General features: G+C 71.1%; 17 protein-coding genes. 9 read left to right on the top strand and 8 right to left on the bottom strand.

Going from position 1 to position 19,650, the window contains the following annotated elements:
- From G4D86_RS03990 to G4D86_RS03965, 6 genes are all read left to right on the top strand, one after another.
- Positions 1-2,937, top strand: coding sequence for a response regulator (locus G4D86_RS03990; RefSeq protein ID WP_163989552.1), 2,937 nt, complete (start codon positions 1-3; stop codon positions 2,935-2,937).
- A complete protein-coding gene (locus G4D86_RS03985) occupies positions 2,930-3,340 on the top strand; it encodes a response regulator (RefSeq protein WP_163989550.1) in 411 nt (136 codons plus the stop codon). The genes G4D86_RS03990 and G4D86_RS03985 overlap by 8 nt, the downstream gene beginning before the upstream one ends.
- A 118-nt stretch (positions 3,341-3,458) precedes the next feature.
- Positions 3,459-4,310, top strand: coding sequence for a tryptophan 2,3-dioxygenase family protein (locus tag G4D86_RS03980; protein ID WP_240360028.1), 852 nt, complete (start codon positions 3,459-3,461; stop codon positions 4,308-4,310).
- A gap of 241 nt (positions 4,311-4,551) precedes the next feature.
- A complete protein-coding gene (locus tag G4D86_RS03975) occupies positions 4,552-5,598 on the top strand; it encodes a methyltransferase (RefSeq protein ID WP_163989547.1) in 1,047 nt (348 codons plus the stop codon).
- 94 nt (positions 5,599-5,692) lie between these two features.
- Positions 5,693-6,166 (top strand): hypothetical protein, encoded by a 474-nt coding sequence (locus G4D86_RS03970; RefSeq protein ID WP_163989545.1) that lies wholly within the window; start codon positions 5,693-5,695, stop codon positions 6,164-6,166.
- A gap of 116 nt (positions 6,167-6,282) precedes the next feature.
- Positions 6,283-7,071, top strand: a complete 789-nt coding sequence (locus tag G4D86_RS03965) for a dienelactone hydrolase family protein (protein ID WP_163989543.1) — start codon at positions 6,283-6,285, stop codon at positions 7,069-7,071.
- 257 nt (positions 7,072-7,328) lie between these two features.
- Here the strand turns inward: G4D86_RS03965 and G4D86_RS03960 are convergent, their stop codons facing one another.
- On the bottom strand, positions 7,329-8,018 hold the full coding sequence (locus tag G4D86_RS03960; RefSeq protein WP_163989542.1) for a response regulator transcription factor: 690 nt from the start codon (positions 8,016-8,018) through the stop codon (positions 7,329-7,331).
- Between the two features lie 189 nt (positions 8,019-8,207).
- On the bottom strand, positions 8,208-9,266 hold the full coding sequence (locus G4D86_RS03955; protein ID WP_163989540.1) for a chemotaxis protein CheB: 1,059 nt from the start codon (positions 9,264-9,266) through the stop codon (positions 8,208-8,210).
- Positions 9,267-9,587: 321 nt separating this feature from the next.
- Here G4D86_RS03955 and G4D86_RS03950 point away from each other — a divergent pair, with 321 nt between their 5' ends.
- Positions 9,588-9,998: a response regulator gene (locus tag G4D86_RS03950; protein WP_163989538.1), complete on the top strand. Its 411-nt coding sequence runs from the start codon at positions 9,588-9,590 to the stop codon at positions 9,996-9,998.
- A 19-nt stretch (positions 9,999-10,017) separates the two neighbouring features.
- On the opposite strand, the gene G4D86_RS03945 is transcribed toward G4D86_RS03950, so the two are convergent.
- The 6 genes from G4D86_RS03945 to G4D86_RS03920 form a co-directional block, all read right to left on the bottom strand.
- Positions 10,018-11,322, bottom strand: a complete 1,305-nt coding sequence (locus tag G4D86_RS03945) for an ABC1 kinase family protein (RefSeq protein WP_163989535.1) — start codon at positions 11,320-11,322, stop codon at positions 10,018-10,020.
- Between the two features lie 97 nt (positions 11,323-11,419).
- Entirely contained in the window at positions 11,420-13,258 is a 1,839-nt protein-coding gene (locus tag G4D86_RS03940) for a serine/threonine-protein kinase (RefSeq protein WP_240360027.1), read from the bottom strand.
- A 719-nt stretch (positions 13,259-13,977) separates the two neighbouring features.
- Positions 13,978-14,511, bottom strand: a complete 534-nt coding sequence (locus G4D86_RS03935) for a hypothetical protein (protein ID WP_163989534.1) — start codon at positions 14,509-14,511, stop codon at positions 13,978-13,980.
- A gap of 262 nt (positions 14,512-14,773) precedes the next feature.
- Entirely contained in the window at positions 14,774-15,580 is an 807-nt protein-coding gene (locus G4D86_RS03930) for an ABC transporter permease (protein ID WP_163989532.1), read from the bottom strand.
- A 3-nt stretch (positions 15,581-15,583) separates the two neighbouring features.
- The gene (locus G4D86_RS03925) at positions 15,584-16,372 is read right to left on the bottom strand and encodes an ABC transporter ATP-binding protein (RefSeq protein WP_163989530.1); all 789 of its coding nucleotides are present in this window, start codon (positions 16,370-16,372) and stop codon (positions 15,584-15,586) included.
- A gap of 144 nt (positions 16,373-16,516) precedes the next feature.
- A complete protein-coding gene (locus G4D86_RS03920) occupies positions 16,517-17,554 on the bottom strand; it encodes an alpha-hydroxy acid oxidase (protein WP_163989527.1) in 1,038 nt (345 codons plus the stop codon).
- Between the two features lie 148 nt (positions 17,555-17,702).
- Between G4D86_RS03920 and exaC the strand changes: the two genes are divergently transcribed.
- Positions 17,703-19,229, top strand: a complete 1,527-nt coding sequence (gene exaC, locus G4D86_RS03915) for an acetaldehyde dehydrogenase ExaC (protein ID WP_163989526.1) — start codon at positions 17,703-17,705, stop codon at positions 19,227-19,229.
- Positions 19,229-19,630 (top strand): DUF779 domain-containing protein, encoded by a 402-nt coding sequence (locus G4D86_RS03910; RefSeq protein WP_163989524.1) that lies wholly within the window; start codon positions 19,229-19,231, stop codon positions 19,628-19,630. The genes exaC and G4D86_RS03910 overlap by 1 nt, the downstream gene beginning before the upstream one ends.
- Positions 19,631-19,650 lie beyond the last annotated feature (20 nt).

Here is a 19,650-nt window from a genome sequence, read left to right as displayed (position 1 = left end):
ATGCCGAACTCCGACACTTCGGACAGCGCCTCCGTCCTGCTGGTGGCGAGCGAGCGCGAGTGCCAGCGGGTGGAGGCAGCGCTCGCCAGCGCGGGCGTGGCCGTGAAGACCGAGCGCGCCACCACCGCGGCCCAGGTGGAAGCGGCGCTGTCGAAGTCGTGGTCGCTCGCCCTCTGCGGCTCCGAGCTGCCGAGCCTGGGCTTCGCCGAGGTGCAGTCGCTCTGGCGCAAGTACGGCAAGGAGCTGCCCTTCGTGGTGCTCTCGCGCGACTGGAGCGAGGACACGCTGGAGGCGAGCGTGCGCGCCGGTGCGCTCGACTACGTCACCGAGGACCGCTTCAGCCGGCTGGCCCCGGTGGTGCGCCGCGAGCTGCGGATGACGGAGGACCGCCTCCGTCACAGCAAGACGGCGGAGGACCTGCAGCGCACCAACTACCTGATGGAAAACATCATCGACTCGCTCCCCTTCGTCCTCTTCGTGAAGGACGCGGAGACGCGCCGGTTGGTGGTGGCCAACAAGACTTTCGCGGACATCTTCCGCGTCACCAAGCAGTGGCTGCTCGGGAAGCTGGACCACGACTACTTCCCGAAGGAGCAGGCGGACTCCTTCGTCGCCATCGACACCGAAATCCTCACCACCAAGCAGATGAAGTCCTTCGAGGAGGTGGCCCGGGCCGACGGCGTGGACCGCATCTTCGGCACGCGCAAGATTCCGCTGCTGGACGAGCACGGCGAGGCCCGCTTCGTGCTCGGCGTCACCGAGGACATCTCCGAGCGCAAGCAGCGTGAGGAGATGCTGCGCGCCTCGCAGGCGGAGCTGCTGGCCGCCAACAAGCAGCTCGCCGCCAGCCTGGAGGAAATCAAGCGCACGCGCGCCGTGTCCGCGCGCTCGCTGGCGTCCTACCAGCAGCGCGCGCTGCAGATGGAAATCATCCGCCAGCAGAACGAGGACCTGGACCGGCTGGCCCAGGAGCTGTCGGTGGCCAAGCGCAACGAGGAGGAGCGCGCCCGCGAGGCCGAGGCCGCCGCCCGCCTCAAGAGCGAGTTCCTGGCCAACTTCAGCCATGAAATCCGCACGCCCCTCAACGGCATCATCGGCTACTGCGACCTGCTGATGCGCGAGGAGGGCAGCCGCCTCACCGCCCACGGCCGCAGGGACCTCAACGTCGTCAAGACGAACGCCAAGACGCTGCTGGCGCTCATCAACGACATCCTGGACCTGTCCAAGATTGAAGCCGGCCGCGTGGAGGTCGTCACCGAGCAGGTGGACCTGCAGGAGCTGGCCGACGAGTGCATGGCCACGGTGAAGGAGTACCTCAAGGGCAAGGACGTCAGCCTCACCACGAACATCGACCCGGCGGCGCGCCTGCTCCGCTCGGACGCGCTGAAGCTGCGGCAGATCATGCTCAACCTCCTGAGCAACGCCGCCAAGTTCACCGACGCGGGCGAGGTGGCCCTCAACCTGGTGCCCGCCGGCGACGAGGTGGTGATGACGGTGGAGGACACCGGCGTCGGCATCCCCGGCGACCAGCTCCCCTTCATCTTCGAGAAGTTCCGCCAGGTGGACGGCTCCACCACGCGCAAGGTGGGCGGCACCGGCCTGGGCCTCGCGATTGTGAAGGAGCTGTCGCGCGTGCTGGGCGGCACCGTGTCCGTGACGTCCACCCTGGGCCGCGGCTCCACCTTCACCGTGCGCCTGCCCAACGCGCTGGAGGCGCCGGCCGGCATCCCCTCGGCGGCCCACCCGTCCGAGCGCGCGGTGCCCATGTCCGAGGTGGCCCAGCACCTGGGCACCATGGCCCAGCCGGGCAGCACCGTGCTGGTGGTGGACGACGACCCGCTGATGCAGCAGCTGGTGGCGGGGCAGCTGGAGCCGGCGGGCTTCAAGGTGGTGGGCGCCGAGGACGGCATCGCCGCCCTCAAGCGCGCCCGCGAGCTCCGGCCGCAGGCCATCCTCCTGGACATCCACCTGCCCAAGCTGGACGGCTGGTCCGTGCTCAGCCAGCTCAAGGGCGAGCCGTCGCTGTCCGGCATCCCCGTCATCCTCATCTCCGTGGAGGAGCAGCGCGCGCGCGGCTTCTCGCTGGGCGCGTGCGAGTACCTCGTCAAGCCGGTGGAGCCGGAGCGGCTGGTGGAGGTGGTGCAGCGCTGCCTGGGCCAGTCGGCCGGCTCCTCCGCCCACGCGGGCGAGGTGCTGGTTGTGGACGACGACTCCGCCACCCGCGAGCTGGTCAGCCGCAACCTGCGCCGCGCCGGCTTCTCCACCGCCGAGGCCCGCAGCGGCGAGGACGCCCTGCTCAAGGCGCGCGTCTCGCCGCCGGCCCTCGTCGTGCTCGACCTGATGATGCCCAACCTGGACGGCTTCGAGGTGCTGCGCCGGCTGCGCGCGGAGAAGCTCCAGGTGCCCGTCGTCGTCCTCACCGGCAAGACGCTGTCCTCGGAAGAAGAGGCGCTCTTGCGCGACGGCTTCGCCGGCTTCGTGAAGAAGGGCGGCCACGCGCTGGAGGACGTCATCGCCCAGGCCAAGGGCCTCTTGCTGTCCCAGCGCGCCGCCACCGCCGGCAAGCTGCACCGCATCCTCTACGTGGAGGACAGCGCGCAGAACCGGGACATCGTCCGGCGCTACCTCGGCGGCCTCTTCGAGGTCATCGAGGCCGAGGACGGCGAGCACGGCCTGGAGCGGGCCACCCGCGACAGCCCGGACCTCATCCTGATGGATTTGTCCCTGCCCCGGCTGGACGGCTGGGAAGTCACCCGCCGCCTGCGCGCGCTACCGTCCGCGGCCAACATCCCCGTCATCGCCGTCACGGCGCACGCGGGACGCGAGTACCAGGACAAGGCGCACGCGGCCGGCTGCACCGCGTACCTCACGAAGCCCCTCGATCGTGACCAGTTGCTCGAGATGATTCGCAAGCATCTAGGGAGAACCCATGGCTGAAGAAAAAGCACGCGTCCTGGTGGTGGACGATGACCCGGACCTGCTCGACCTCGTCCAGCGCTCGCTGAGCTCGTATGGGTTCGAGGTGCTGACGCATACCTCGGCGCTGGGGGTCTCCAACCTGGTTCGCTCCGTGGAGCCGGACTTCGTCCTCATCGACGTGAACTTCCCCGCCCTCAAGGGGGACAAGGTCGTCAACCTGGCCCGCCAGTACGCGTCCGCGAAGACGAAGTTCATCCTCTACTCGGCCTCGGACGAGTCGAAGCTCCGCTCGCTCGCGCTCGCCTCGGGCGCGGACGGCTACATCTCCAAGAGCGTCCAGGGCGAAGAGCTCGCCCAGCGCCTCCGCGCCTTCCGCCTCAAGCCCCGCCCCCCGACCCCCACCCCGGCCCCGGCCACCTGAGACTTCAGCTGTAGACATTCCGGGCCCCCTTCCGGCCCGGAGGTATAAGCAGCACCTTCCGAAGTCCCCCTCCGGAGGGCCCATGAACACGGCCTCTGATTACAGTCCAGCTGAAAAGTTGCGCGTCGAACTCTCGGAACCTCTCTTCAACCCGCTGCTGAAGAAATGGGTCGGTCGGGGCGAGCTGGACTACGAGGTGTACCTGAAGACCCCGGTGTTGCTGTCCCTGCAGGCGGGAGAGGGAGAGCGCGTCACCCACGACGAGCTGCTGTTCCAGGTGGTGCACCAGGCGCAGGAGCTGTGGCTGAAGCTGGCCTCGCGCGAGGCGGTGGAGGTGGTGGCGGAGCTGGACGCGGGGAAGCTGTGGGCGGCCTCGGCGCGGCTGGAGCGCATCCTCCGTGTGCTGCGCTCGATGGTGACCGAGATGGCCGTGCTGGAGACGATGACGCCGGACACGTACCAGGTCATCCGGCGCAGCCTGGGCAACGGCAGCGGCCAGGAGTCCCCGGGCTACAACATGCTCCGGCACGCGGCGGGCGGGCTGGAGGCGGCGCTGGAGCGGCTGCTGGCGCGGCGCGGGGTGGCGCTGAAGGACGTCTACACGGTTGGCGGGCCGGACGACCTCAAGCGGCTGTGCGAGCAGCTGATGGACGTGGACGAGGCGTTCCAGAACTGGCTGTACGCGCACTTCCAGCTGGTGCGCCGCACCATCGGCGTGGACCGCTCGGTGAAGGCGCTGGACGGGCTGCCCTCGCAGGTGCTCGCGGGGCGGATGACGCTGCCGCTGTTCCGCCAGCTGTGGGACGTGCGCGTGGAGCTGACGTCCTCGTGGCGGCGCGAGGGCGGCATCGCCCCGGGCGCGCTCCGCGACGGCTGCATGCACGCGAGCCCCGGGGCGTACGCGGCGGCGGCCCGTGCCGCGGGGTGCCCGGCACACGCCGGGGCTTCGTTCCCTCCCGCGGAGCGCTGAAGACTCCGCGCAGGCGTGAAGCGCCGTGCAGGAGGACGGCGCCTCACATGAAGACCGCGCCTCGCATGCGAACGGCGCTTCGCATGTGAGTGGCGCCTCACATGAAGACCGCGCCTCGCATGCGAACGGCGCTTCGCATGTGAGTGGCGCCTCGCATGAGGACAACGCCTCGCATGCGAACAGCAGCTCGCACGAAGACCGCGCCTCGCAGCTGAGTGGCACCTCGCGTGATGGAGAAGCCATGACCGCGGCTCACCCTCCCCCGTCTCCCGCCCCGCCCTCCCCGCGCGCGCTGCTGCACCTGCTGTTCAACGGCGCGCGCGCCGTGGACGTGGTGGAGGCGTCGCTCCAGCTCGGACTGTTGGACGAACTGGAGCCGGGCCCTGTCACCCTCGGCGAGCTGGCCTCCCGCCACCACCTCATCCCGGGGCGCCTCTACAAGCTCCTCGACTGCCTGGAGAGCCTCGGGCTCGTGAAGCGCGAGCAGCCCTCGGACGCGCTGGAGTCCGCCACGTACCGCGCGGTGCCGGGCCTGCGCGCGGCCGCGGACGCCGTGCTGGGCCCGCGCTCGCTGGAGAGGGACCGCGAGAAGTACGCCTGGAGCGAGCTGCGCGGAAAGCTCCCCCAGGTGCTGCGCGGCGAACACGCCATGCCCGCCGCCGCCTTCGACTGGCCTCCCCGCACGCCCGAGCAGGTGGAGGGCTTCGAGGCCAGCATGGCCGCGGGCCTGCCCCCCATCCTCGAGACGTTCCGCACGCACGGCCCGCGCCTGTGGAAGGGCGGCGCGCGCCTGCTCGACGTGGGCGGCGGCGACGGCACGCTGGCCGCGCACCTCGTCCGCGAGCACCCCGGCCTCGCCGTGGACGTCTACAACCTCCCCGCCACCGCTCCGTTGGTGGCGCGCACGCGCGAGCAGCACGGCCTGCCACCGGAGCGCCTGGGCTTCGTCGGCGGCGACTTCCTGAAGGAGCCGCTGCCTCGCGGCTACGACGCGCTGTCCTTCATCCGCGTGCTGCACGACTGGCCCGCGGACACCGCGCGCGCGCTGCTGCAGGCCGCGTGGGAGGCCCTGCCCTCCGGCGGCCGCGTCCTCATCTGCGAGGAGTTCCGCACTCCGGAGCGGCTGGCCGCCCAGTTCTTCTGGTCCTACTTCCTCATCGGCGTGGACTCCTGCGTCAGCCGGCTGCGCGAGGTGGAGCACTACCTGCGCGTGCTCGAGGAGACGGGCTTCACCGGGGCCGAAGTCCTCCCCGGCCCCTTCGAGCTGCTGGTCGCCACGAAGCCGTGACGGCGCGCCGCCATGTCAGGCCCCCGTCGTACGAAGGGGTGATTACCCACGCTTCCCACAGAGCCCACGCTGGTGCCGGAAGGCCGAGGTGCACATGCTCTCCAAGAACCAGCTGGACCTGCTGCGCGAGCTCATCTTCCTGGACGCGGACGCGGCGGCGTCCCATGCCGCCGCCCTCCAGCGCGTCGAGCTGCCCTCGCTGCGCCCCCACCTGGAGGCCTTCCGCGACGAGCACCTCCAGCACCTCGCGGCCCTCAACGCCTTCCTCATGCGCCAGGGCGAGCCGCCGGTGGTGCCGTCCCTGGAGGTGCGCCACGGGCCGCTGGTGGGCCCGCCGCCTCCCGTAAAAACGAAAGTCCCTTCCCGAATCGAAGCGGCCCTCACCGCCGTGACGGGCTGCGAGCATCTGGTGGACCACAGCTACGCACTCGTACTCCGGGAGGAGTGGCCCCCGGAAGTCGCCGCCCTGCTACGCTGTCACCATGAGGAGGAACGCCAGCACTCGCTCTGGCTTCACGGCACCCTGGGCAGACGCCCCTGGGAGCCGGCCCGCCTCGCCCTTCCCTGAAACCGCCCGCCTGCTCCCCCGCCCCCCGACGGGCTGGCACGGGCCCTGCAGTCCCACTCGCTCGTGGAGTGTGCAACTTCAAGGCTGACGCAGTCCGACAAAAGGAAGGACTCCGCATGAAGAAGCAGGGTTCACGCAGGTCGGATGAGGGTGCTGGGAAGGCGGTCCGAGGACTGGTCACTTTGGCGGGAGGCCCGGGGGCCTGGACGCCGCCCGCGAACAACGGCGAGGTGCGGGTGCAGGTGGACGAGGGCGTGGAGCTGCGCGGCATCCTCCAGGTGCCGCCGGCCGCGTCGGGCGTCGTGGTGCTGGCGCGAGGCCATGGCAGCAGCCGGCGCGGCGCCCGCGACTTGACGGTGGCCCGCCTCCTCCAGGCGGAGGGGCTCGCGACGATGGCGGTGGACCTGCTGACGGCGGCGGAGGAGGAAGCCTGGCGCGAGCGGGACCTGCGCTTCAACGTGGGCCTCTTCGCCGGGCGCCTCGCGGGCGTGGCGCGCTGGCTGCGTCGCGCGCCTCGCACCAGCGGCCTGCGGGTGGGCTACCTCGGCAGCTACACCGGCGCGGGCGCGGCACTGGCCGCCGCCGCGCTGCGGCCCGAGTACGTGGACGCCGTGGTGTGCCGCGGCGGGCGGGTGGCGATGTCCGGCACGGTGCTGTCGCGCGTGCGCGCGCCCACGCTGCTCATCGTCGGCGGGGACGACACGTCCGCGATGGAGCCGCACCGCCGGGCCTTCGCCGCGCTGAAGTCGGAGAAGCGACTGGAGGTCATCCCCGGCGCCACGCACCGCTTCGAGGAGCCGGGCACCCAGACGCAGATGGTGGAGTTGGCCGGGCTCTGGTTCCTCCAGCACCTGGGCGCGCCCCGCTGGGAGACGCAGCCCGAGTCACACGCCCTCGGCGTGTAGCGCCGGAGGAACGCGGGACCGGGGCAGCCCGTCGGGTCTGCCCCGGCCCACCTGGGGACATCGAACGAGCCCACGGTACCCGCCGCCGGGGGGAGACTCACGGCGGGCTCCGAGGCTGAGTCCACGATGCGCTCATCGCGAGCGCTCGGATACTGGCCCGGAGTCGAATGCCCTGGAGGACTCGTCCGCCAGGGTGATGCGGGTTCCCGCACCACCCGGCCCTGGAAGCGAGGCCTTCCGTCACGCGGTGCGCGCCGCTAGACGCTGGCCGGGCGCTGCACGCCGAGCTGACACGCGAGGACGGCCAGTTGCGTGCGGTTCTCCGGCCCCAGCTTCTTGTAGATGCTGGTGATGTGCGCCTTCACCGTGCGCTCGGTGATGCCCAGACACGCGGCAATCTTCAGGTTGTCCGCGCCCGCGGCGATGTAGCCCAGCACCTCGCGCTCGCGCAGCGTCAGCTTGCCCAGCTCGCCTCCGGTGTCCACCGGCTCCTGCTGCGGCTGGAAGCCCTGGAAGGGAGACGTCCACGCGAGCCCCAGCGGCATCAGCCGCTCGCCGCGCGCCACCCGCTGCACGGCCTCCACCACCTCGTTGAGGCCCACGCTCTGCTTCCAGAGGTAGCCCGCCGCGCCCACGCTCATGCACTGCTCCACCATCGACGCGTCCTGGTCCCCCGACATCACCAGCGTCTTCACGCCGGGGTAGAAGTCGTGCAGGCACTGCAGCGCCGCCAGCCCGCCGGCCTTCTCGTCGCGCCCGGAGACGTCCAGCCGCAGGTCCAGCATCGCCACGTCGGGCACCGACTCCCGCACCCGCGCCAGGAAGGGCGCCGTCTGCGAGCAACTGACCACGACTTCCATGCCGGCGCCTTCCAGCACCGCCCCCAGACACTCCCGGAAGACCTGCTGGTCCTCCAGAATGGCCACCCGGATTCGCGCTCCACTCATGGATGTCATCCTCTAGGAATCCCCGGCCGCGACGTGCTCCGCGGCACCGCACGTACACCGAGATGTAACCCTCCAGATGAGGTCGCACGAGTCCCCCGCCGGGCAGGCGGGCCCTCGCTGTTCAGGAAAAGATGTTCAGGAGACGTTCAAGGTTGCCTGGACAGTGCGGCGGGAGAACGTGAGCGGGCCTCACTCCTGGCGCTGTCGCCGCGGGACGGGCTCCTCTACTTCCAGCACCGCGTCCGCGTCCTGCGAGGAGCCTCCGAGCAGCAATTGCCGCAGGACGAGCACCTGTGCCTCAACCTCCTCCGCCCGCTGCTTGAAGCGGGCCGCCGAGTGCGAGTGCTGGTGCTGCCTCGCGCGAGCGGCCATGCGGCGGGCCAGTGCGGCGCTCTCCTCCAGGGCGCGCAGCGCGGCCCACAGCGCCTCGTCGACGCCCTTCTGCTGCCCGACGACGAGCGCATTGCTGGTGTAGCCATGCCCGGTGCGGCACCGGAAGCGCAGCAGCCCCTCGTCGTCCATCTCGAAGAGCACCCCACCGCAGTCCGGGCAGGAGAAGTGCGAGGGCTCCCCGTACTTCGGGGGCTCTCCCGCCATGGTGTCCTCCTCCAAGGTCATGGTCTTCACTTCCGCCTCCAGGCTGCGCGACGGCTCCGGGGGCTTCGGAGCGCGCACCGTCACCGGCGTGGCCACCAACCGCTCCAGCAACGGTCCCATCTCCCCCAGCCGCACGCAGTGGTCCGCCTTTACGTACTCCAGCGCGTTGCGGGGCATGTCCGGACAGAAGGCGTCCGCCGGGTCCTGCACCACGGCGACGCCTCCCTGCGCCTTCACCGCCAGCAGGCCCGCCGTCCCGCAGTCCAGCGCCCCGGTCAGCACCACGCCCACCACGCGCGGGCCATAGGCGCGCGCCGCCGAGCGGAACAGCGTGTCCACCGCCGGCCGGTGCCCGTTCTCCCGCGGCCCCTTCACCACCAGCACCTTCCCGGGCTCCACCACGAGGTGCCGGTCATTCGGCGCCACGTAGATGCGTCCGGGTTGGAGCGGCTCGCCATGCTTCGGGTGACGCGCGGGCAGCGCGCCCTTCCGCGTGAGGATGGCGGGCAGGGCGCTCTTGTGCTGCGGCGCCAGGTGCAGCACCACCAGGACCGCCGCCGGAAACTCCCTGGGAAGCTGCGCCACCAGGGTGGAGAGCGCCTCGACTCCCCCCATGGACGCGCCGATGACGATGATGTCGTGATGGGCCATGCGCCTCCGTCCTTCAGATTCAACGTAGGAAGTACGCTCGGACGGGGCACCGCTCCGAGCCACCCCGCCACACCGGCCGCTCCCCTGGCACCCTGCTCTCTCCCGGGTCCGAACCGCCTCCCGGAGCCCCCGGGCTGAGTGGCCTGACGCACCGGGTAGGGCGTCATTCACCCCGTCTTTCAGACTGTGCGGGTCTTTCAGGCGGTTTCACGGGGGAAGTGTCGGGGTCGGAAGGGCCCTCCCCGGGGGGTGGCGACAGGAGGACGCGGGTGCGGGATACTCGGGCACGCACGCATTCGCACTCTCTGGGGGACGACTCATATGTCGGAGACGAAGATCCGCGTCCTGATCGTGGACGATGATCAGGACCAACTCGCCCTGGCCGAGCGCACGCTGTCCGCCTACGGCTTCGAGGTCCGCACCCACCGCTCCTCGCTGGGCGTGTCCAACCTCGTGCGTACGTCGGCGCCAGACCTGGTGCTGCTGGACGTGAACATCCCCGCGCTCACCGGCGACAAGGTGCTGGCGCTGGCGCGCTCCCAGGCTCCGGCGGCGACGAAGTTCATCCTCTACTCCGCCTCGGACGAGGCCAAGCTGCGTGCGCTGGCGCGCGCGTCCGGCGCGGACGGCTACATCACCAAGAGCGTGCAGGGCGAGGAGCTGGCCCAGCGGCTGTCGGCGCTCCACCAGAAGGCCCGCGCCGCCACCGAGGCCACCCCGGCCGTCCGGTAGCACCCGGCGCGGCGCGCCTTCAGCCCAGCAGCGCCGCCACCTCCAGGAAGACGCCGCGGAAGTCCCCCCGCGCGCCGAGCAGCCGCAGGTTCTGCACCAGCCCCCCGGTGGAGCGGAAGAACATCACCGCCTCCGCGGGCGGCTTGAGCTTGAGGAAGCGCGGCGCGTTGCGCGCGAAGTGGTTGCGTAGGTCCCTCGAGATTTCACACGTCGCGTAGTCGTACGGCGTGGTGCGCATGGGGCGCCCGGCGATGTGGAGGATTTCGCGGATGAGCGCCTCGGCCTCCGCGTCCGGCAGCTCCGTGGTGAAGCCCACGTCGCGGCTCAGGCCCAGCACGTCCATGGCTTCCATCCGCGTGGCGTGCTGGAACATGCGCTGGTTGGCGTCCACGAAGCGCAGGCTGAAGCGCTTGATGCTGCCGAAGTCGAGCAGGCCCAGCCGCCCGTCCGGCATCACCATGAAGTTGCCCGGGTGCGGGTCCGCGTGGATTTCACCGGTGCCGAAGAACGGGCCGTAGGTGGCGCGGATGAGCTGGCGCGACACGCGGAAGCGCTCCTCGTTGGACGGGCCGGTGGGCACCCAGTCCTTGAGGGTGAGGCCCTCCAGCAGCTCCAGCGTCAGCACGCGGCCGGCGCTGTGGCTGGAGAAGACCTCCGGCACGTACACGTCCTTCAGCGGCGCCACGGCGCGCGCGAAGCCCTTCGCCAGCGCGGCCTCGCGGCGGTAGTCCAGCTCCAGCAACAGCTCGTCGCGGAACTCCTGGAAGTAGGCGGAGCCGTCCATCAGCTTCGACGCCATGGACACCGTCTTCACCACCATGCCCACGTTCTGGAGGTCCTGCGCCATGGACTCGGCGATGCCGGGGTACTGCACCTTCACCGCGACGGGGCGTCCGTCGGGCAGCACCGCGCGGTGCACCTGGCCCAGCGACGCGGCGGCCAGCGGCTCGCGGCTGAACTCGCGGAAGGCCTCTTCCGGCGGCGCGCCCAATTCCTCGCGCACCACGCGGGCCACCTGCTCGTACGACATGGCGGGGGCCTGGTTCTGGAGGCGGGCGAGCACCTGGCGCACCTCGGGGGTGAGCAGGTCCGGGTCCATGGAGATGGCCTGGCCCAGCTTCATCGCCGCGCCCTTCAGCTCGCCCAGGGTGGCGACCAGCTTCTCCGCGGCCCCCATGGACAGCAGCTCCGGCGTGCCTCCGGCCAGCCGCTTCGCGCTGCTCTTGAGCACCTCCGAGCCCACCTGCATGGAGAGGCCCGCCAGCTTGCGCATTCGGGTGAACCGCCCCTGAGGGGGCAGCGAGTCGTCGGAGTCGGAGGCCATGGGGATGGCCGACGATTAACGCGGTGCCGCTCCCCGGACGCAAGGCACGGCCGCTTTCGCCCGTGCCCGGCCGCCCACCGTGGAGGCGGGCTGGGTGCTACCGGGGGACCGGCGTGTTGCGCAGCCGCGCGCGCAGCGAGCGCCAGCGCTTGAGCCCTTCCAAATCGAGCGGGTCCAGGCGCACGGCGGACTCGTAGGCGGCGAGCGCCTCCTGGAGCCGCCCCACGGACGCGAGCGCGTCGCCGGACAGCCGGTGCACGGCGGCGCGGCCGTCGCGGCCGGGATTCGCGGTGAGGAAGCGGCGGCGGCAGCCCTCCATCGCGGTGACGGTGAGGCCGGCGGCGAGGCAGCGCTCCACACCCTCCACGTTGCCCAGCCCCGCGTCGTACTCCGCGCGCCGCTCCACGTGGCCCAGCACGTGGAAGGCCGCCTGCATGCGCTCCTCGGCCCGCTCCAGTTGGGCGCGCTGGGCCATGGAGAGCGTGCGCGTCTTCAGCGGCTCCAGCGCCGCGCGCGCCTTCTGGGCGGAGGCGCGCACCGCCTCGGAGGTGGCGTCGCGCGGCAGCTCCAGCGCGGCGTAGTGGTCCCCCGACAGCCGCGAGCGGAAGCCCTGGAGGGCGCGCTCCGCCATCACATCTTCCTGCCCGGAGACGGGCACCGGCGTGGGCGGCTCCAGGCGCGCGCCGGACTTCATGCGCACCAGGGCCTCCTGGAACTCGGGGGACGTGTCGCGCAGCTGCACGCCGAAGCCGGGCACCATGCGCCAGGCGCGAGCCTGCTCCGCGGTGACGTGGCGCACGACCTGCCCTGTACAGCCCAGCTCGCCCCCGGGCAGCCGCAGGAGGAGCCCCACGTCGGACAGCAGCGGCGGAGGCGCGCCTTCGAAGTGGAGGAAGAGGCCCGCGCGGCCCATCCACTCGCAGCGCAGCTCCTGCGAGTGGGGCGCGCCGGCCAGCCGCACCCGGGCGCTGAAGGTGGCGGGCGCGACGGACTCCGGCGCGGAGGTGAGCGACGCGACGAGGGCGGCGCGCAGCTCGGCGGCGTTGGCGTAGCGGTCCGCGGGGCGCTTGGCGAGCGCGCGCAGCAGCACGCGCGAGAGCGCCGGAGGCACCGCCGGGTTCACCTGGTGCGGCGGCACCGGCGTCTTCTGCAGGTGGCCGATGAGCACCTCCGCCGCCGTGCGGCCCGCGAAGGGCACCTGCCCGGTGACGAGGAAGTAGCCCAGCACGCCCGCCGCGTAGATGTCCGTGCGCGCGTCCACCGGCGCGTCGCCGCACTGCTCCGGGGCCATGAACTCCGGGGTGCCCAGCAACATGCCCGCTTCGGTGGTGAGCTGGCCCGCCGGCCGCGACAGCAGCTTGGCGATGCCGAAGTCCAACAGCTTCACCCGCTGGCGGCCGTTGGGCAGCGGCACGAGGAAGACGTTGGCGGGCTTGAGGTCCCGGTGGACGATGCCGTGCGCGTGCGCGGCGCCCAGCGCGTCACACACCTGGGTGAGCAGGTCCACCGCGATGGCGGGGGCCAGCGCGCCCTTGGCGAAGCACGCCAGGCTCTGCCCCTCCAGGTACTCCATGACGAGGTAGGGACGCCCGTCGCGCGTGTCCAAATCGTAGAGCGTGACGACGTTCTCGTGCTGGACGAGCGTCAGCGTGCGCGCCTCGGACAGGAAGCGCGCGACGAGGTCCGGGTCCTGCGCGAGGTGCGCGTGCAGCACCTTGATGGCCACGCGCTTCTGGATGAGGGCGTGCTCCGCGAGCAGCACCGTGCCCATGCCGCCCCGGCCCAGCTCCTTCAGCAGGCGGAAGTGGCCGAGCTGCTTGCCTACGAGCTGGAAGGGCACGGGCACCGGCGTGTGTGCCGCCACGACGCCAGCGGGTGTCCCCCCGGCGAACAGCATCGTCCCCCCGTCCACGGGCGTGTCTCGATGCGCGCGCACCCAGGTGGGGCACTCACTGAGGTCGGCGTGCGATGGCACGCAGGAACAGTTGGCGATGGCGGATTGAGCGAACACAGTCGGGGGTGAGGACTGCCGGGTGGAGCGTGGCGGCGGGGACCAGTGCGAGACACGTGCCAGGGGTGATTCAATTCGCTTCGCGTGGAGGGTCCACAGCAAGGCGTTGATCTGGTTCGGATTTCGGACAGTGTCGCCAGGAACTCATCTCCACGAGTCTCATGGGCCCCCTCACCAGGGCAGCAGAAACTACAGCCACCCGGTTGAAAACATTACCGCCGACTTCGCCCTCACGCGAAGGTCCTCCCACCTTTCCTTAACGCACACGGCGCGCATTGTTGGGCGGAACACGCCTCGCTCCGCACATTCACGCGGGGCTTCCGTCCCTTTCCGACCTCGTGAGGATGGAAGGGTGGCGCGGGCGTTGGCGCGGTGGACGCGGGCAGTGTGAGGTGGACGTGCGGCGCCGTGCGCTGGCTGCGTCCGCGTGGGACGCGGAGCGGGGAGTCCGGGGTCCGAGCCGAGGACACGGGCGGACTTCGCCCCACGCGTCCTGCAAGGCTTTTGACGCGTCAGAAACGCGCCCGGGTGGGCGCCGGAAGGGCCGGCGTCCGGGGTCTACGCGCGCGCGTCATGAGTGAACGCGTGCGGTGGGGCCTCCCTGTTCACAACGTGACAGGGAGGCTCCGGGTGAGGCGTGGGCCTCAGCCGATGATGGGCTCGCAGTAGCCCTCGGGGCCGCAGGTCAGCCCTTCGCAGCAGACCACGCCGCCGCCGCAGGTGGAGCCCACGGGCGCGCACTCGGGGGAGCCCGCATCCACGTCACCGCTGCCCGCGTCCGTCTCGCCGCCAGTACCCGCGTCCGTCTCGCCGCCGGTGCCCGCGTCCGTCTCGCCGCCAGTGCCGCCGTCGCCGCCGCAGGCGCCCAGCGTGTCGCCGTGCTTCGTGTGCGCCTTCAGCGCGGGCAGGCCCACGGTGATGGTGTGCGCGTTGGCCGGATTGCCAGGGGGGATGTGGCAGATGGTGATCTTCCCGATGCCCGCCGGATTGCCCGGAGCGTCGTCACCCTGGCCGTCGGAAGAAGGGTCCTCGGACGTCGGGGGCGCGCTCTCCAGCCCGCCGCTCTGCGGGTCGTCCGGGGTGGGCTCCCCGTTCTGCTGCGGCTGGCCACCGCACGCCAGCAGCGTGCAGAGGGCCACCATCAGGGCAGACGAGGAAACGAGGTTGAGACGTCGCATTCGCGTTCTCCAGTGACAGGTGTTCGGGCACTGCAACAGTGACGGGGCCACCCCACCGTCAGGCGTTCCATCCGAGCGCGCACATCCGGATGCCCCGAGGGGCAGCGGTTCGAGCGTCGCGTCTGGAGCCGCCTGCGCGGTCCTTCCAGGTGCCAGCCCCCCGCCGGTACAGCCACCACTGCCGGAAGACCCTCCGTCCCCACCACCGGCCACGCGCGTCACCCCTTCATGACGCGGACAGATGTGCTGGAAAAATGAACCCTTAGCTCACACTCTCAGCGCTGTAGCGGGCGATGAGGCCGGTGCGCACGGCGTAGCGGTGGACGCGAGAGAAGAAGGCGCTCGCGAGCAGGATCTGCACGACGGCGAGCCCTCCACCCCACAAGAGCGCGGTGCCGGAGAACGTGCCGCCGGAGACGAGCGTGCGCATGCCCTCGAACACGTACGAGGGCGGCAGGAGCCGGGACACGGCCTGCATCCACGCGGGCAGCGTGGCCAGCGGGTAGAAGACGCCGGCGAACGGGGAGATGAGCGCGGGGATGGGCCAGACGAACCACTCCGAGGCCGGCCCCAGCCGCAGCACCACCGCGCAGCCGAAGATGCCGATGGCGATGCCGAAGAGGAACAGCACGAGCAGGAACGGCACGAACATGACGCCGTACGCGGCGAAGGTCAGGCCGAACACGGTGCTCGCGAGCAGGAGCATGACGGCGAGCCCCACCACGCTCGTGGCGATGCTGGAGAGCACCAGCCCGCCGACGTACTCGGAGATGGAGAGCGGCGTGGCGAAGACGTTGAGGAAGTTGCGGGACCAGACGTCCTCGAAGAACACCATCGTCACGCCCTGCATGACGCGCGTGAAGAAGTCCCAGAGGAGCACGGCGCCCAGCAGCGTGTGGACGAAGTCGTGCCCGGGGGCGGCGGCGACGCTGTTGAGGTAGCGGCTCATGAAGCCCCACAGCACCATGTCGATGGCCACCCACGCGAAGAGCGGCAGGAAGCGGGCGACGCTGCCGCGCAGCAGGTAGAAGTGGCGCAGCGCGATGGCGTAGGCGCGGGACGGGCGCATGGCTCAGGCCCTCCCCAGCGCGAGCGGCTCGCGCGCCACGGCGATGAAGAGCTCCTCGAGGGACGCCCTGCCGTGCTCGCGGGGCAGCGTCCTCGGGTCTCCTTCGAGGAGGACCTTGCCGCGCGACAGGAAGAGCACGCGATGGCAGACCTCCTCCACCTCGTACATGTTGTGGGACGTCCACAGCACGCCGCCGTGACCTTGCGCTGCGAAGTCGCGGATGCGGCCACGGATGTCGCGCGCGGTGGACGGGTCCAGCGAGGCGGTGGGCTCGTCGAGCAGGAGCAGGTGCGGGCGGTTGAGCATCGCCTTGGCCAGGGCCACGCGCGTCTGCTCGCCGGAGGAGAGCACGCCGCAGCGCGTGTCGCGGAAGCGCACCAGGTCGAACTGCTCCAGCAATTCGGAGATGCGCGCGGACAGCGACTTCACGCCGTAGATGAGGCCGAAGATGCGCAGGTTCTGCGCCACGGTGAGGTTGCCCGGCAGCGGCGAGTACACGGCGGCGAAGTTGGTGCGCTCGAGTGCCTGGGAGCGCTGCCGCGCGAGGTCCACCTCTTCGATGCGGATGGAGCCGGAGGTGGGCTCCAGCACGCCGAGGAGCATGTTGATGGTGGTGGTCTTCCCCGCGCCGTTGGGCCCGAGCAGCCCGACAATCTCGCCGTGGCCCACGTCGAAGGAGACGCCGTCCACGGCGACCGTGTCACCGTAGCTCTTTCGCAGCGCGGAGACGGAGAGCACCTTCGACACGGAAGCCTCCCGCGAGGGGCCGGGTGTCGTCACTGGAGTTGCCATATGGGGGCGACATTGTTCCCCAGCTCCCGGGCCGGCGTTCCGTAAACCAGGGCCGCGGATTGCGTCCGGCGGCGGAACCGTGGAGTGGAGCACCCCTTGTGGACGCGGGTTGGGGGTTTCACGTCACTGCCGGTGGACCCGGGGTCAGCGGTGGCGCGCCGGGGCGATGAGGTCCGGCCCCACGGCGGAGACCTCCGCCACCCCGGCGAGGGCGAGCGCGTGGGCGGTGTCCTCGCGCAGTCCTTCGAGTACACCGCGCACGCCGTCCGCGCCGCCAGTGGCGAGGCCCCACAGCACGGGCCGGCCCACGAGCACCGCGCGGGCCCCCAGCGCGAGCGCGCGCAGCACGTCGCGGCCGGTGCGCACGCCGCCATCGACGAGGACGGGGACGCGGCCCTCGGCGGCCTCCACCACCTCGGGGAGCGCCTCCGCCGTGGACACCGCGCCGTCGAGCTGACGCCCGCCATGGTTGGAGACGATGAGGCCTGCGGCGCCATGGTGCAGGCACTCGCGTGCGTCGTCCGCGCGCAGCACGCCCTTCACGAGCACCGGCAGGCCGGACAGCTCGCGCAGCCAGTCGAGGTCCGCGAAGGTGACATCGGGGGCCTGCTCGGCCAGCTCACGGCGGGTGAGCCCCTCCAGGTTGGCGAGGAAGTCCTCCTCGGGCAGGGCCAGGGCGGAGTCGCCCCTGTCGCGGCGCTTGCGGCCGACCACCGGGGTGTCACCGGTGAGCACCAGCGCGCGGGCGCCCGAGGTGACGGCACGCTGCACGAGGGCACGGGTGAGGCCCCGGTCCTTGAAGACGTAGACCTGGAGCCACCACGGGCCGGCGAGCGCGGCCACGTCCTCCACCCGGCGCGAGGCGCGCGAGGAGAGCACCAGCAGCGAGCCGGCCTCACGCGTGCCCCGCGCGGTGGCCAGCTCCCCTTCCGGATGCGCGAGCGAGTGGAACGCGGTGGGCGCGACGAGCACGGGCGCGGCGAGCGGCGTGCCGAGCACCTCGGTGGCGGTGCGCACGGAGGACACGTCGCGAAGCACGCGCGGGCGGAGGCGCACGCGGGCCCAGGCGGCGGTGTTCTCCGCGAGCGTGGACTCCTCGCCGGAGCCGCCGGCGTAGTAGTCGAACACCGCCTCGGGAAGCCGCGCGCGGGCCTCGGTCTCCAGCGCTTCGTACGGGAGCATGCGTGGCGGGCTACCACGCCACGGTGCGTGCTTGAAGCCGCTGACGACTTCCCGACGCTGGCCGACCCTCGGGGGTGAGGGACGTGCGACTGCGGGACGCTCCATCCTCGCCAGTCCTCACCCACACCGCCGACGCGGGAGATTGCACATGTCGAAGGTCTATGAAGCTCCGGGGCAGCCGGGCAGCCTGGTGCGGTTCAAGAACCGGTATGGGAACTACATCGGCGGTGAGTTCGTCCCGCCCGTGCGAGGCCAGTACTTCGAGAACATCAGCCCCGTGAATGGCAAGCCGTTCTGCGAGGTGGCCCGCTCCACCCACGAGGACGTGGAGAAGGCGCTGGACGCCGCGCACCGGGCCAAGGACGCATGGGGCCGCACGTCCGTCGCTGAGCGCGCGGACATCCTCAACAAGGTCGCCGACCGCATCCAGCAGAACCTGGAGATGCTCGCGGTGGCGGAGTGCTGGGACAACGGCAAGCCGGTGCGCGAGACGCTCGCCGCGGACCTGCCGCTCGCCGTGGACCACTACCGCTACTTCGCCGGCGCCATCCGCTCGCAGGAAGGTGCCATCAGCCAGATTGACGACCACACCGTCGCGTACCATTTCCACGAGCCGCTCGGCGTGGTGGGGCAGATCATCCCGTGGAACTTCCCGCTGCTGATGGCGACGTGGAAGCTCGCCCCCGCGCTGGCCGCGGGCAACTGCGTGGTGCTCAAGCCGGCGGAGCAGACGCCCTCCTCCATCCTGCTGCTGATGGAGCTGGTGGGCGACCTGCTGCCGCCCGGTGTCGTGAATGTGGTGAACGGCTACGGCATCGAAGCGGGCAAGCCGCTCGCCAGCAGCAAGCGCGTGTCGAAGGTGGCCTTCACCGGCGAGACGACGACGGGCCGGCTCATCCTGCAGTACGCGTCGGAGAACCTGATTCCGGTGACGCTCGAGCTGGGCGGCAAGTCACCCAACATCTTCTTCGAGGACGTGCTCTCGAAGGACGACGACTTCGCGCGCAAGGCGGTGGAGGGCTTCACCATGTTCGCCCTCAACCAGGGCGAGGTGTGCACCTGCCCGTCGCGCGCGCTGGTGGCCGAGCGCATCTACGAGGAGTTCATGCACCACGCGCTGGAGCGCACGCGCAAGCTGGTGCAGGGCAACCCGCTGGACACGGCGACGCAGGTGGGCGCGCAGGCGTCCAACGACCAGCTGGAGAAGATTCTCTCGTACATCGACATCGGCAAGAAGGAGGGCGCGAAGGTGCTCACGGGCGGCGGCCGCAAGGCGCTGCCGGGCGCGCTGGCCGAGGGCTACTACGTGGAGCCCACGGTGTTCGAGGGCACCAACCGGATGCGCATCTTCCAGGAGGAAATCTTCGGCCCGGTGGTGTCGGTGACGAAGTTCCGGGACATGGAGGACGCGCTGGCGGTGGCGAACGACACGCTGTACGGCCTGGGCGCGGGCGTGTGGACGAGAGACCAGAACACGGCGTACCGCATGGGCCGCGCGGTGCAGGCGGGCCGCGTCTGGGTGAACTGCTACCACCTGTACCCCGCGCACGCGGCGTTCGGCGGGTACAAGCAGTCGGGCATCGGCCGGGAGAATCACAGCATGATGCTGTCGCACTACCAGCACACGAAGAACATGCTGGTGAGCTACGACCCGAAGCCCACCGGCCTCTTCTGATGCGCGTGGAGCGAGTCACCGTGACACCGGCGGCCGAGGTCCTCCTGCGCAGGCTGCAGGGGGTGCACGGGCCGCTGATGTTCCACCAGTCCGGGGGCTGCTGTGACGGCAGCGCGCCCATGTGCTTCCCCCGCGGCGAGTTCCGCGTGGGGCAGCAGGACGTGTACCTGGGCAGCGTGGTGGACACGCCCTTCTACATCTCCGGGCCGCAGTTCGAGTACTGGCAGCACACACACCTGACGGTGGACGTGGTGCCAGGACGCGGCAGCGGCTTCTCGGTGGAGGCCCCCGAGGGCGTGCGGTTCCTCATCCGCTCGCGGGTGTTCGAGGACGCGGAGTACCACACGCTCCAGGAGCAGGGCCCGCCACCGCGCGGGCCGCAGCACGAGCAGCGCGGCTGACCGTAGGGGCCGCTCACTTT

Source organism: Pyxidicoccus caerfyrddinensis, assembly GCF_010894405.1.
Classification (GTDB): domain Bacteria; phylum Myxococcota; class Myxococcia; order Myxococcales; family Myxococcaceae; genus Myxococcus; species Myxococcus caerfyrddinensis.
This window is presented reverse-complemented; position numbering and strand designations above follow the sequence as displayed.